Origin of the sequence: Brevibacillus sp. SYP-B805 (assembly GCF_011059135.1) — a bacterium.
Taxonomy (GTDB): Bacteria; Bacillota; Bacilli; order Brevibacillales; family Brevibacillaceae; genus Brevibacillus_F.
This window is the reverse complement of sequence record NZ_JAALGD010000001.1, coordinates 315,356-327,990: the sequence shown is the minus strand read 5'-3', so window position 1 is coordinate 327,990 and position 12,635 is coordinate 315,356. Positions and strand designations below refer to the sequence as shown.

At 56.5% G+C, this 12,635-nt stretch carries 15 protein-coding genes; 8 read left to right on the top strand and 7 right to left on the bottom strand.

Features of this window, described 5'->3' with window-relative positions; all coding sequences use genetic code 11:
* Window positions 1-58: 58 nt before the first annotated feature.
* On the top strand, window positions 59-961 hold the full coding sequence (ku, locus tag G3578_RS01640; protein WP_165207977.1) for a non-homologous end joining protein Ku: 903 nt from the start codon (window positions 59-61) through the stop codon (window positions 959-961).
* A 92-nt stretch (window positions 962-1,053) separates the two neighbouring features.
* The gene (sleB, locus tag G3578_RS01635) at window positions 1,054-1,698 is read left to right on the top strand and encodes a spore cortex-lytic enzyme (RefSeq protein WP_165207975.1); all 645 of its coding nucleotides are present in this window, start codon (window positions 1,054-1,056) and stop codon (window positions 1,696-1,698) included.
* 36 nt (window positions 1,699-1,734) lie between these two features.
* On the opposite strand, the gene G3578_RS01630 is transcribed toward sleB, so the two are convergent.
* Complete coding sequence (locus G3578_RS01630) at window positions 1,735-2,424, bottom strand: N-acetylmuramoyl-L-alanine amidase family protein (protein WP_165207973.1); 690 nt, start codon at window positions 2,422-2,424, stop codon at window positions 1,735-1,737.
* A gap of 113 nt (window positions 2,425-2,537) precedes the next feature.
* Between G3578_RS01630 and G3578_RS01625 the strand changes: the two genes are divergently transcribed.
* The gene (locus G3578_RS01625; RefSeq protein WP_165207971.1) at window positions 2,538-3,476 is read left to right on the top strand and encodes an ATP-dependent DNA ligase; all 939 of its coding nucleotides are present in this window, start codon (window positions 2,538-2,540) and stop codon (window positions 3,474-3,476) included.
* 85 nt (window positions 3,477-3,561) lie between these two features.
* On the opposite strand, the gene G3578_RS01620 is transcribed toward G3578_RS01625, so the two are convergent.
* Entirely contained in the window at window positions 3,562-4,410 is an 849-nt protein-coding gene (locus G3578_RS01620; RefSeq protein WP_165207969.1) for a pirin family protein, read from the bottom strand.
* A 166-nt stretch (window positions 4,411-4,576) separates the two neighbouring features.
* Between G3578_RS01620 and ligD the strand changes: the two genes are divergently transcribed.
* The 3 genes from ligD (at window position 4,577) to G3578_RS01605 (ending at window position 6,670) form a co-directional block, all read left to right on the top strand.
* Complete coding sequence (gene ligD, locus G3578_RS01615) at window positions 4,577-5,485, top strand: non-homologous end-joining DNA ligase (RefSeq protein WP_481752713.1); 909 nt, start codon at window positions 4,577-4,579, stop codon at window positions 5,483-5,485.
* A 68-nt stretch (window positions 5,486-5,553) separates the two neighbouring features.
* Entirely contained in the window at window positions 5,554-6,321 is a 768-nt protein-coding gene (lgt, locus tag G3578_RS01610) for a prolipoprotein diacylglyceryl transferase (protein ID WP_165207965.1), read from the top strand.
* Between the two features lie 115 nt (window positions 6,322-6,436).
* Window positions 6,437-6,670, top strand: coding sequence for a hypothetical protein (locus G3578_RS01605; RefSeq protein ID WP_165207963.1), 234 nt, complete (start codon window positions 6,437-6,439; stop codon window positions 6,668-6,670).
* A gap of 142 nt (window positions 6,671-6,812) precedes the next feature.
* On the opposite strand, the gene G3578_RS01600 is transcribed toward G3578_RS01605, so the two are convergent.
* The 4 genes from G3578_RS01600 to G3578_RS01585 form a co-directional block, all read right to left on the bottom strand.
* Window positions 6,813-7,832: an inorganic phosphate transporter gene (locus tag G3578_RS01600; RefSeq protein WP_165207961.1), complete on the bottom strand. Its 1,020-nt coding sequence runs from the start codon at window positions 7,830-7,832 to the stop codon at window positions 6,813-6,815.
* Window positions 7,825-8,442 (bottom strand): DUF47 domain-containing protein, encoded by a 618-nt coding sequence (locus tag G3578_RS01595; protein ID WP_165207959.1) that lies wholly within the window; start codon window positions 8,440-8,442, stop codon window positions 7,825-7,827. The genes G3578_RS01600 and G3578_RS01595 overlap by 8 nt, the downstream gene beginning before the upstream one ends.
* 195 nt (window positions 8,443-8,637) lie before the next feature.
* A complete protein-coding gene (locus tag G3578_RS01590) occupies window positions 8,638-9,249 on the bottom strand; it encodes a GGDEF domain-containing protein (RefSeq protein ID WP_241254396.1) in 612 nt (203 codons plus the stop codon).
* A 222-nt stretch (window positions 9,250-9,471) separates the two neighbouring features.
* Entirely contained in the window at window positions 9,472-9,684 is a 213-nt protein-coding gene (locus G3578_RS01585; RefSeq protein ID WP_346773946.1) for a DUF167 family protein, read from the bottom strand.
* 101 nt (window positions 9,685-9,785) lie between these two features.
* Here G3578_RS01585 and G3578_RS01580 point away from each other — a divergent pair, with 101 nt between their 5' ends.
* Window positions 9,786-11,036: an MDR family MFS transporter gene (locus tag G3578_RS01580; RefSeq protein WP_165207955.1), complete on the top strand. Its 1,251-nt coding sequence runs from the start codon at window positions 9,786-9,788 to the stop codon at window positions 11,034-11,036.
* A gap of 168 nt (window positions 11,037-11,204) precedes the next feature.
* Here G3578_RS01580 and G3578_RS01575 read toward each other — a convergent pair whose 3' ends face one another.
* Window positions 11,205-11,462, bottom strand: coding sequence for a DUF2573 family protein (locus tag G3578_RS01575; protein ID WP_165207953.1), 258 nt, complete (start codon window positions 11,460-11,462; stop codon window positions 11,205-11,207).
* 102 nt (window positions 11,463-11,564) lie between these two features.
* Here G3578_RS01575 and G3578_RS01570 point away from each other — a divergent pair, with 102 nt between their 5' ends.
* Window positions 11,565-12,635 (top strand): type III polyketide synthase, encoded by a 1,071-nt coding sequence (locus G3578_RS01570; RefSeq protein WP_165207951.1) that lies wholly within the window; start codon window positions 11,565-11,567, stop codon window positions 12,633-12,635.

The following is a 12,635-nucleotide window of genomic DNA, read 5'->3' as shown; positions in this document are numbered from 1 at the left end:
GGCCAAACGAACTCCGCGGATACGAAGCAAAACGCATGCCGGACAGGAGGTTTCAGTCATGCATACCGTATGGAAAGGCTCCATCAGCTTTGGCCTTGTCAATATACCCGTGCGCATGTTTACGGCAACGGAGGAGCGCGACATTCGCTTCCGGCAGCTGCACAAGGCGTGCAACACCCCGATCCGCTACGCCAAAATGTGCCCCCACTGCGATCGCGAGGTGGAGGCAAGCGAGATCGTTCGCGGCTTCGAGTATGAGAAAGGCAATTTTGTCATCATCCAGGATGAAGAGCTGGAAAGCATTGCCCCAGAAACCCGCCGCGCCATTGAAATTCTGGACTTCGTCGATCTGTCGGAGATAGATCCGGTCTATTTTGACAAAAGCTACTATCTCGCGCCCCAGGAAACCGGGGAGAAAGCCTATGCCCTGCTGCGCGCCGCCATGCACGAAACCGGCAAAATCGCCATCGCCCGCATCACCATGCGCAACCGGCAGAGCCTGGCGGCGGTGCGCATCCATGAAAACTGCATCATGCTGGCCACCCTCTATTATCCCGATGAGGTGCGTTCTGTATCACTCGTACCCGACCTTCCCGCCGAGACCCTCAAGCTGACGGAGAATGAGCGGAAAATGGCGGAGGAGCTGATCTCCCGCATGTCCTCCCCCTTTGATCCCGCCAAATATACCGACCGGTACCGGGCCGACCTGCAGGAGCTGATCGAGCGGAAGCTGGAAGGCAAGGAAGTGGCCGTCTCCCCGGCCGCTCCGCGCGCCAACGTCATCGATCTGATGCAAGCCCTGAAGGAAAGTCTGGCGGCCACTTCGGCGGAGGTAGGCGTACCCGTCAAGGCTGAGCCGGAACGCACACCGGCTGTGTCAACAGCCGTGGAACCTGAGACGGAAGAGAAGGCCGCCACGCGTACAACGACCAGAAAGCTGAAAAGGAAGAAAGCGGAATAACCTTCCATCATTCTCTTCCATTTCCAGAAAACTGGCATTGAACCTCCCTATTCTGCCTTTTACAATGGCTGGGAGAAAGGAGGTACCGCATCATGAAGAAATGGAGTATGTACGCCATCCTGGTGGCGCTGCTGGCCGTCTCATTCATGCTGCCCCCCTTGCAGGCGCAAGCTGCTGCCGTACTAAAGCCCGGAGCGGTCAGCGGAGACGTGTGGGATCTGCAATACCGCCTGCAACTGCTGGGGTACTATCCCTCCAAAATAGACGGCATCTACGGGTGGAGAACCACCAAAGCGGTTGCGTCGTTCCAGCGTGATTACGGTCTTCCTGCCGATGGGATCGCAGGAACCAAGACGTGGAATACGCTGCGCAAGTTTTCCGTCAACGCTAACGAACTCACCATGCTGGCGAAAGTGGTGCATTCGGAGGCGCGCGGTGAACCCTACATCGGAAAAGTGGCTGTCGCCGCTGTCGTCATGAACCGGCTGCAGACGGCGGGCTTCCCCAAAACGGTAAAGGGTACGATCTTCCAACCGGGCGCGTTCACATCCTTGGCTGATGGCCAGTATTGGATGACTCCCGATAAAACGGCTTATCAGGCCGCCTGGGATGCCGCCCGCGGCTGGGACCCGAGCGGAGGCGCCCTGTACTATTTCAATCCAAAGACGGCGACGTCCTCCTGGATCTGGTCGCGTCCGCAAATCAAGAAAATCGGGCAGCATATCTTTACGAAATAAGAGGAGCCGTGCTTGCGGCCCCTCTTATTTCGTCAGTCACTCGGACATCTCCTGCATCTCTCCGACCAACAGGAGATATTCGTGGACGGCCGTTGCAATCGCCTGTGCGATCTTTTCCTGCCCGTTCGGATCCGTCATGCGCTCGCGGTCTTCCCGGTTGCTCAAAAACCCCACTTCCACAATGATCGTCGGGCACAGGGAGTGCTTCAGCAAATAATAGCTCCCGGCAGCTCTCGGCTCTGCCGAGGTGTGATACAGCTGATTCAAGGCATGCTGGATCAGATCGGCCAGCATGAAGCTCTGGTTGTTCCGCTGGTACAGCACAAGCGGCCCGTGCTTGGAAGCATTCTTCGACCAGTTCGCATGAATGCTGATCATCATCTCCACGGGCAATTCCGCCGCAAGATGCTTGCGCTGCGCCAAATCCCGCAGATGGCGGGATGGGCTGTTCAGCCACTTGTTCTCATCGCTCAGCGCATAGTCGCCCGTCCGGTTCAAAATGACCCGGTATCCCTTTTCGGTAAGCTGCCGGTACAGGATCCGGGCGATCTGCAGATTCACCTCTTTTTCAAGCAGGCTGCCATAGCTGGCTCCCCCGTCCACTCCACCGTGACCGGCATCGATCAGCACGTGAATGGGCATCCAGATGCTCCCGCTTGCGGATGCGCGAGGAAGTCCGCAGACGCTTGCCAGCAGCAGCAGGCATGCCAAGCCGAGACGCTTCATAACCCTTTCCCTCCTCCCAGCCATTCGCTCTCCTTACTATCTGCAGAATTTCCCCGTCTATGAATGTCGATAATAACCCAGAAGAGACGCCATTTCTGCTGCGGAGGTCGCCCATGAAACCGATCATTCCCATGGAGCCGGTAAGCACCGAACTGATTCCGTCCGGGCGCGAATGGATCGCCCAAGTGAAATGGGATGGGGTGCGGGTGTTAACCTATTACGACGGCAAGGAAGTCCGGCTGTATAATCGGAAAGGCAACGAACGGACGCATCACTACCCTGAAATCACCGATCTTCATTCCTACTGCCATGCCGGATCCGTCATATTGGACGGCGAGATCATCGCCCTTGGCGAGGACGGAAAACCTTCCTTTCATGAGGTGATGCGCAGAGACGGGCTCCGGAGAATGGAGAAAGTGGCGCACATCCGGAATGAGGTGCCAGTGACGTACATGATTTTCGACTGCATCTACCAGGACGGCCTGTGGCTGAACAATCAGCCTCTCGCCGATCGGATTGACGCGCTTTCCCGCATCATCACGCCCAACGAGCGCGTGCAACTGGTTTCTTCCCATCCGGACGGCCGGGCGCTGTTCGAAGTCATCAAACAGCATGGCATGGAAGGAATCGTCATGAAAGACCTGACCAGCAGGTACATCATCAACGGAAAAGACAGACGGTGGCAAAAGTGCAAAAATTACCGGGACCTCATCGCGGTCATCGGCGGTTTCACACTAAGCGGAGGCATCGTCAATGCCATCTTGCTCGGGCTGTATGACCAGGCAGGGAAGCTGTGGTATATCGGCCACGCCGGAACCGGCAGATTGACGACGGCGGAATGGCGGGAATTGACAGAGAAATTGCATCCGCTCGTAACCACAGCATGCCCGTTCGTTCAGCTGCCCGCCCGGCATCGCGATGCCTTCTGGGTAAAGCCGACGCATACGGTGAAAATCAAGTTCGCCGAATGGACCGAGGGACATACCCTGCGCCAGCCTAGCATCCAGGCGTTCGTCGACGTGCCTCCCGAGGAATGCACGATGCAGCCATGAAAGTTGAGCGGTGGGGCGCTTGTTTGAACCAAAAAAACAGCGGCCCGGCGATCTACCCGGGTCCGCGCAAAAACAAAGAGCATGCTCAAGGGTTGAATTTCCCTGCAAAGTAGTCGGCATAAGCCTGCCGTATCTCGTCTTCCGTATTCATCACGAACGGGCCGCGTGCCACTACCGGTTCGCGCACAGGCTCTCCCGCGTACAGCAGGACACGCAGCGCCTGATCCGCCCTTATCGTGACTTCACTTTCCGGGGAGCCGTCCGCCGGCCCGAGCCACAGCACCTGCTGCTTCTGTCCGGGCGTTTCCTCTGCGCCAAAATAGCCGCTCCCCTCCAGCACATAGCAAAACCCGTTATAGCTGCCCGGCAGATCCTGAACAACGGAAGTCCCCGGTTCCAATTGGATCTCCACCATGGTGACCGGCACATGATTCAGCGTCTTGGCGGTGATCCCCGCAGACGAACCGGAAAAAACCTTGATCAGGGCTCCCGGTTCACGGCGCACCGGCACGTCTGCCGCGTGCAGATCCTGATAGCGGGGCTCGGTCATTTTCTTGGAACGGGGAAGGTTGAGCCAAAGCTGCAAGCTGTGCACGGTCTCTCCTTCCAGCGGCTCCTCGGCGTGTATGATGCCGCGGCCCGCCGTCATCCACTGCACATCCCCCGGCTGCAGGAGTCCTTTTCCCCCGTGATTGTCCTGATGTTCCAGCCTGCCTTCAATCACATAGGTGACGGTCTCCAGGCCGCGATGAGGGTGGAAATCGAATGTGCCCTTTTGAAACCAGTCTTCCATCATGGCCAGAAACGGATCAAACTCTTCCCAATGCCCCGGTTCCAGAACGAAGCCCATGCGGAGGTGCGTTCCCTCCCCGGTTCTGTGGGAAACGTTCCACACACGGCGAATGCCGCGCTGCTGTTTCGCTGCCTTGCTCATGCCGGATCTCCCCGCTTTCGATATCGCGCTTGCCTTTCGCAAGCATTATACAACCCGCAACTTACTTTTGTCTAGTTACTATAGGTATGAGACGATAAGTCGGCGCTTCCCTTGGGCATAGTAAGGATACCGGAAGAACGACATGCCGGAAAAGAGGGTGAACGCTTTGGGAACGGCTGTACACGAGTACACGCTTACCGTGGAGGACAAACAGCTGTCGATCAGCAATCCGGACAAACCGCTGTGGCCGGAAGCGGGTGTGACCAAGCTGGCTTACATTCAATACCTGATGACGGTGGCGCCGGTTCTTCTTCCCTATACCCGCAACCGGCTGCTGACCGTGATTCGCTATCCCCACGGCATCCATGACAAATCCTTTTACCAAAAAAATTTGCCGGCATATGCGCCGGAATGGATCCCTACCCATACATGGGAATCCACCCGCTATCCCCTGCTGAATGATCTGCCGACACTGGTCTGGCTGGCCAATCAAGCGGCGCTGGAATGGCATGTCTCCTTTCACGAAGCGGGCAATGAAATCCCCACCGAGCTTGTCTTTGACCTTGACCCTTCCACGCCCGAGTTCGGTCCGGTCCAGCAGGCGGCCCTGCGGCTGAAAGAACTGCTGGACGAACTGCAACTGCCTTCTTACGTCAAAACGTCCGGCGCAAGCGGTTTGCAAGTGTATGTCCCGATCGAGCGGCGCTATTCGTTTGCGCAGACCCGCCTGGTGGGGGAATTCGTTGCCCGATACCTGACGGCGCGATATCCCCGGGAACTGACCATCGAGCGCCTGATCAAAAACAGGGGGACCAAGCTGTACATCGATTATCTCCAGCACTGGCGGGGCAAAACCTTGCCGGCTCCCTACTCCACCCGCGCCAAACCGGAAGCGACCGTCTCCACGCCGCTCACCTGGGAGGAAGTGCCGCAGATCCATCCCACCCAGTTTACCGTGCATCATCTGCCGGCCAGGCTGCAAGAGCGGGGGGATCTGTTCCGTCCCCTCCTTTCCGCAGACGATCGCGCTTCGCTTGATCCGATACTCTCCTTTCTGAAGGCGAAATCCCGGTAAACACAGGAAAGTAACCGGAAGATATGCTATACTGTCCCCAAACAAATACTTCAGAGGAGGAGCTGATCTTGATCGATCCGATCGCGCTATCAATCGGTCCGCTGCAGGTGCACTGGTACGGCATCATCATGGGACTCGCCTTTTTTGTGGGGACCTACCTGGCCCGCTATCACAGCAAACGGGTGGGGATTGATCCGGACCATATCCTGAACATGGTGGTATGGATCATCCCCTCCGCCATCGTCTGCGCCCGGGCCTATTATGTCATCTTCGAGTGGGAAAGCTACCAGAATAACCTGTGGGATATCTTTGCCGTCTGGAAAGGCGGTCTCGCCATCCACGGCGGCCTGATCGGCGGCGTGCTCGCCGGTACGCTGTACGTCCGAAAACACGGCTTGCCCTTTTTGCTGATGGGCGATGTGCTGATGCCCAGCGTTATTCTGGGACAGGCCATTGGCCGCTGGGGAAATTTCATCAACCAGGAAGCGCACGGCGGCCCTGTTTCGGCGGCATTCATGTCCCATTTCCCCGCCTTCATCCGGGATCAAATGCTGATCAACGGCCAATATTATCACCCGACATTTCTCTATGAATCGCTGTGGAATCTGGTTGTCTTCATCGTGTTGCTGACGATGCTGTACCGCTTCAAGAAGTTTGACGGACAAGTCCTGTTCAGCTACATGATCCTGTACTCCATCGGCCGATTCTTCATTGAAGGACTGCGGACGGACAGCCTCTACCTGGGCAGCATTCGCGTCGCCCAGCTGGTGAGCCTCACCCTTGCTGCAGCGGGGGTCATCCTGATGATCATCACCGCCCGCAGACGCAACATCTAATGCGGAAAAAGCCCCTTCTGCTTCCGCGCAGAAGGGGCTTCGCTATTTGGAAAGATTGAAAGATTGAAATTCTGGCGATGCTGGATAATAACATGCCGGTCCGGGAGGTGATTGCATGGAGCATGAGCTGTTAGCGGATTATCTCGAACGGGAGGTAGAGGTGTTTCTGGTGCCGTCCTCAGCCGGTCTGCACGCGACGGAGGAAGGGAAGCTCTTCGATTGCGGACCGTCCGGCGTCATCCTGGAACAGGACGGCGGCGCCCGTCTCTTTATCCCGATGGCGGCTGTCCGTTCGATTCGCATCCAACCGAAGCCCACCTTGTGGCAGCGCTTGACGGGAACGATTTAAACCCCCGCCGACATCAGCGAACGCCACCCACTCGGCGATCGCGATCGCTGCGCCGAGTAGGGCCCTTGCTCGAGTCAGCGGGGGTCTCAACCCTCCCACAGGTCCGAACCCTATCACCGGCAAGCCGGAAACAGCCTGCCCACTACAAGATCACATCAAACACCACATAGCATGCCGCCGCCAACAATGCCGTGGCAGGCAGGGTAATGATCCAGGTGACGACAATGCGGCCGGCCACTCCCCATTTTACCGCCGAGAACTTCTGGGAAGCCCCGACACCCAGAATGGATGAGGTAATCACATGGGTCGTGCTGACCGGCAGCTTGAACATCGTAAACAGGGTGATAATCAGCGCGGAGGAGAGGTCAGCCGAGAATCCGCTCAGCGGCTTGATCTTCATGATTTTGCGTCCCATCGTCGCAATAATGCGCCATCCCCCGACAGCCGTGCCGAGCGCCATCGCCAGTGCGGCGGAGAGCTTTACCCACAGCGGGATGGTGATCTCGCCTGTCGTGGAATGCATAAAGCCGCCGGAGATCAGCGCAAAGGAGATGATCCCCATGGTTTTCTGCGCGTCATTGGCCCCGTGGCTGAACGATTGCCAGGCAGCCGCCAGCACCTGCATGCCGCGGAATGTCCGGTTGGTCCGGTGATAGCTGAAATTGGCCACAAGCGCGGAAATCACCTTGATCACGATGAAGCCAACGCCGAATGCAACGAGCGGAGAGATGATCAGCGCCTGCACGATGCTGACAAACCCTTCCAGATTAATCGCGCCGAAGCCAGCCGCCCCGACAACCGCCCCACTCACCCCGCCGATCAGGGCATGGGACGAAGAACTTGGAATCCCGAACCACCAGGTAATGATGTTCCACAAAATCGCGGATGTCAGCGCTGCCAACACAATGATCAACCCATTCTGCAGCTGGAACGGATCGGCGATTTTGCCTCCGATGGTTTTCGCCACGCCCGTATAGGTAAGGGCGCCGATCAGGTTGAAAAAGGCTGCCATCAGCACCGCCGTACGGGGGCTCAGCGCCCGGGTCGAGACGGATGTGGCGATGGCATTGGCCGTATCGTGGAAACCGTTGATGAAGTCAAAGCTGAGAGCCATGATGACCACGAGGATCAGGACGATCAAATCCGGCGAAACATTAAGCATTTTTCAGCACAATCCCTTCCACCAGATTGGATACGTCCTCCGCAAAGTCCGCACAGTCTTCCAGTTTGTCATAGAGTTCCTTCAATTTGATGGCCTCAATCGGATTGGCGTCCGGCGCATTCAACAAATCCGACACCATCTTCCGGTAGTTGGCATCCGATTCCCGCTCCAGCTCCTTGATATCGCGGGCGATTTCGGCGACAACCTTGTGATCCAGCTTGCGCAGGGTGCGGATCAGCTCAGTCAATTTGGCCGTGCATTTCATGATGATGTTGGCCTGCGCGAGCACGCGCGGATCGGGTTGCTTGACTTGATACAAGAACATGCGGTCAGCCACACCGTCGATATAATCGATCACCGAATCCAGGGTATGGGCAAGCGCATGGATGTCCTCCCGCTCGAGCGGGGTGATGAAGGTGGAGTTCAATTCGTTCATGATGCGGCGAACGATTTCGTCTCCTTCTTTTTCCACCGCTTTGATCTCCGCCACTTTGGATTCCAAATCCTGATAATTGCCGATCATTTCAAAAAAAAGATGAGACCCCTTGTGGACGATCGCCACTTGCTGTTCAAACAGATCAAAGAAGATGTTCTTTTTGGACTTAAACATCTGTCAGGTCACTCCTTCAGGAATTATGCGCCTCACCGATTATACCGAACATCTTTGTAAAGGTAAATTTAAGTGGCAGGGTTATTGTATGTTTTTTTGGTAAAGAAATTATTAAGTTTTTGTAAAGATCATATAAAAAACACTCGCCTCCCCTGTCAGGGGATACGAGTGTGATCGTTTTCCCGAACGTTTTTCTTAATGCATCGCGGTCAGCATGCAATCCCGTTTCTTTTTTGCTTCATACATCAGCGCATCTGCCCTCGCTGTCAAGTCGAGCGCCGAACCGGCATGATACGGGAAGGTTGCCAATCCGATGCTGACCGTCACGCCTTTCAATTCCCGCCGAACCTCTGTCTGGATCCGCTCCCCAACCGCCATGCCCTGCGCCGTGCCGGTGTGGGGGAGCAGCACAACGAACTCTTCCCCTCCCCAACGGCCCACGATATCATGCGCGCGCACCGCTCTCTGCAGCAGAAGGGCAAACTGACACAGCACCCGATCGCCTGCAAGGTGACCATGCTGATCGTTGTATTTTTTAAAATTGTCCAGATCAATAAACATCAGGGTCACCTCGTAGCGGTTGCGCCGCGCCCGTTCAATCTCTTTTTCCAATTTTTCACAAAAACGGCGGTTCACCAACACGCCCGTCAGCGAGTCGAGGAAAGCGAGCGACCGCAGCTTGTCCATGCGTTCACCCACCCAATATCCTGCCGCCGATTGCAGGCAGAACATGAAAATCGTCTTGTGCAGGGCATCCAATGTGAACGCTGCATCGAACAGCTTCAGCCACAAAATGGATAGCAACATCGAAGTACCCAACCCGATCCACCGGTATCCCAATCGTTTTCCCCTCCGGTATTTCCAGCCACCCAAACGCTCGATGATTCCTTGTCCATATCGCAGCCGCAGAGACTTTCCTTGTAATATTTCTCACTTTTGGTGTGGTTTACAACATTTGTAAGTTACCTATAAGGACATTGTACATACCGAAAAGACGCTCTTCAAGTAAAATGATTTTGAATGGACATGCTATTCGCGCAAGGTGACGCGGAACCGCTTGCATTGGCTGGCATATCCCTCGATCAGCTCAATATCGCTGTCATAGACCCGGTATCTCTTTTTGAGGGCGTTGATCATCTCCTGGTTCGTCTGGCCGTGCTTGGCCGTCGACGCTACTTCCAATACAAGCCCTCCTTTGTACATCTCTTCCCGAAATCTGGTGTGCTGCTTGCCGGATTTTATCCAGACTGATAATTACGATTTTTATAAACCCTCTTTTATTTAAAAATTTTTTGCTGTATACTTCAGAACATATATTCGTATGAAAGAGAGAGGATCGTTGCATGCTTTGGCTGCAAAACATCATCGCCCGTTATGATACGGCTATCTGGATCCGGGTGATCGGCACGATTCTGACCACGTTTGCCGGCTTCATGCTCCGGCCGTTTCTGGCCATCTACCTGTACAACAAACTGGAGGGCGACCTGCTTCTCTCCGCCGTGGTCGTTGGACTGCAGCCGCTGACGGGCATGATCTCCGGCCTGTTTTCGGGCGGATTGTCGGATCGCTACGGGCGCAAACCGATGATGATCGCCGCCCTGCTGATCGAATCCGTTTCCATGCTTGGCTATCTGTGGGCGGATTCTCTTTATTCATTCGCGCTGTTGACGGTGCTGAACGGCATCGGGGCATCGCTGTTCTGGCCCGCCGCCAGTGCGCAGGTGACGGATGTGGTGCCCGAAGAGAGGCGAAGCGAGGTGTTTGCGCTCCTGCATACCGCGCTGAATATCGGAGCGGCGGCAGGACCGCTGATCGGGGTTGCCATCTACAGGATCAACCCGGACATCGTCTTTGCGTTCTGTTCGTATGCGCTTTTCCTGTACTGTCTGCTGATCATCTGGAAAGTGCCGGAAACCCTTCCGCACGCGAGCCGTGATGCAAAAGCAGCCGCCTCACCGAAGGAGCGGCAGCCCAAACTGGCCCTGCGCGAGCACCCCACGATCTTCCTGATCACGCTGGCGGCCATCCCCGTTTCCCTCTTGTACTCGCAGGTGGAAGTGATTTTGCCGCAGCAGCTGAAGACGCGCTTTGCCGATTTTCTGACCGTTTATGCGACGCTCCTGACGATCAACGGGATTCTGGTTGTCAGCTGCCAGATGCTGCTTGCCCGCTTCGCGGAGCGTTTTGCGGCCCAGAAAGTGATTCTGCTCGCCTACGCCTTTTTTGCCTGTGTCGGCTTCGGCTATGGATGGGCACCCAGCTTTCTCCTCCTGGTTGTCACCGAAGCGATCTTTACCTGTGGCGAGATGCTGTATGGCCCGCAGATCCAAAAAGCCGTGTCGGTGCTTGCACCGCCTGAGTACCGGGGCCGTTACTTCTCCATCTTCGGAGCCAACTGGGGCATCACCGGCACCTTTGGGCCTCCCCTGGGCGCCTTCGCGTTTACGCATATCGGCGGCAGCTACTGGTTTTCCGTCGTCGGGTTGCTCCTGTTCTTCGCGGGTCTCTTCCAGTATCGGCTTGTCTCCATCGCCATGCGCAGGGAGCAGCCGCTTCAAGGGGAAGCGCAGCCTGCGGAAACCTCGGCTGTCTGATCGGGAGAGCCGGCTCGTTTCTGGAAGGTGGATTCGTTTCCACCTGCAATCCTGACGGCCCATCATGCATGCAGCCTCGCATCCTGCCGAAGCAGGCTGCATGCGTTTGATCCGCCGGCAAGCAGGCTTGTCACCCGTCAGCGCAGCGTATTATGGTGCTCGCCGCGGTTATTTCGCGTTTTTTTCCTGATTCCACCGCTTCAACTGGTCGATGATCTGTCTGATCTTTTCCTTGGCCTCCTGATGCTCCGGTTCACTTCCCCAGTGCTGGACAAGGGGCGGCATCACTTTTTGCATGTGGCTGTACAGGCACCAGATCTTCACCATTTCGATTCTTTCCGGTGTCGCTTCCCCGGTCAACAGCTCGGTAAACTTTTCCACCAATCCTTCCAATTCCGGTATCACCGGCGTTTGATCTTCCGTCATTCCTGTCCCTCCGCGTCTTTTCATTTTCTTCTCCATTATACATGATCGCATGAAGGCGGGGGCATCATACAAATAATGTCAGCCATGCCGGAGGGGTTTTGGATGCCGTATATCCTTTCCGTTGGTACCGCCGTTCCTCCCTTCACCGTTTCCCAGGAGACCTCCAGACATCTGTCCAGATTGTTTTTTCAGGAGGCGTTTGCCGATATTGACCGTCTTCTCGATGTCTTTGCCAACAGCCGGGTGACCAAACGCCACTTCTGCGTCCCTCTCTCCTGGTTTGAATCCGACCACACCCCCGCAGAAAAAAATCGATTGTATGTGGAACATGCCTGCGCGTTGGGGGCTGAAGCCATCGGCGCGTGTCTGCAAAAGGTGAACCTCTCCCCCGCCGACATCGATTGCCTCCTTTTTGTTTCCAGCACCGGCCTCGCCACGCCCAGCATCGATGCCCGGCTGTTGAACCGGCTGCCATTTCGGGAAGAGATTACCCGCATTCCGCTCTGGGGGCTGGGTTGTGCCGGCGGAGCGATGGGGCTCGCACGTGCCGCCGAATATGCCCGGGCTTATCCGCATGCGCTCGTGCTGATGCTGGCGGTGGAGCTGTGCGGCCTGACGTTTATCCGGCAGGACATGTCGAAGAGCAATTTGATCGCCACTTCGCTGTTTGGCGACGGCGCGGCAGCCGTGCTGATTGCGGGAGACGCATACGCGCAGACCCATGGCGTGACGCGCACTGCCCCCCGGGTGCTTGGCACGCGCACCGTCACCTGGAAGGACTCCCTGGATGTGATGGGCTGGGAGGTCACCAATGACGGGCTGAAGGTGATTTTCTCCCGGGATATTCCGACGCTTGTGAAGCAGCGGATGCGCGGGTGTGTCGACACTTTTTTGACGCAGCACCGGACGGAACTGCCGCAGCTCAGCCGGTTCATCCTCCATCCCGGCGGTGCGAAAGTGCTGACGGCCTATCAGGACGCGCTGGGGATGGCGGCGGATCAGCTGAAGCCTTCGGAAGAGGTGCTGGCGGAGTATGGCAACATGTCTTCCCCCACCGTTCTCTTTGTGCTGGAGCGCAGCCTGCAACACGCATGGCAGCCCAGTGAGCGCGGATTGGCGGCTGCACTGGGCCCCGGATTCAGCTGTGAATTGATTCTGTTGGAGCAGGAGTGA

Excerpts from the sequence above, each read along its gene's own strand:
- G3578_RS01590 (WP_241254396.1), bottom strand. The coding sequence starts at position 9,249 with ATGTTGCTATCCATTTTGTGGCTGAAGCTGTTCGATGCAGCGTTCACA.
- G3578_RS01580 (WP_165207955.1), top strand. The coding sequence starts at position 9,786 with ATGCTTTGGCTGCAAAACATCATCGCCCGTTATGATACGGCTATCTGG.
- G3578_RS01575 (WP_165207953.1), bottom strand. The coding sequence starts at position 11,462 with ATGACGGAAGATCAAACGCCGGTGATACCGGAATTGGAAGGATTGGTG.
- sleB (WP_165207975.1), top strand. The coding sequence starts at position 1,054 with ATGAAGAAATGGAGTATGTACGCCATCCTGGTGGCGCTGCTGGCCGTC.
- G3578_RS01605 (WP_165207963.1), top strand. The coding sequence starts at position 6,437 with ATGGAGCATGAGCTGTTAGCGGATTATCTCGAACGGGAGGTAGAGGTG.
- G3578_RS01625 (WP_165207971.1), top strand. The coding sequence starts at position 2,538 with ATGAAACCGATCATTCCCATGGAGCCGGTAAGCACCGAACTGATTCCG.
- ku (WP_165207977.1), top strand. The coding sequence starts at position 59 with ATGCATACCGTATGGAAAGGCTCCATCAGCTTTGGCCTTGTCAATATA.
- G3578_RS01620 (WP_165207969.1), bottom strand. The coding sequence starts at position 4,410 with ATGAGCAAGGCAGCGAAACAGCAGCGCGGCATTCGCCGTGTGTGGAAC.
- G3578_RS01595 (WP_165207959.1), bottom strand. The coding sequence starts at position 8,442 with ATGTTTAAGTCCAAAAAGAACATCTTCTTTGATCTGTTTGAACAGCAA.
- G3578_RS01570 (WP_165207951.1), top strand. The coding sequence starts at position 11,565 with ATGCCGTATATCCTTTCCGTTGGTACCGCCGTTCCTCCCTTCACCGTT.
- G3578_RS01600 (WP_165207961.1), bottom strand. The coding sequence starts at position 7,832 with ATGCTTAATGTTTCGCCGGATTTGATCGTCCTGATCCTCGTGGTCATC.
- G3578_RS01630 (WP_165207973.1), bottom strand. The coding sequence starts at position 2,424 with ATGAAGCGTCTCGGCTTGGCATGCCTGCTGCTGCTGGCAAGCGTCTGC.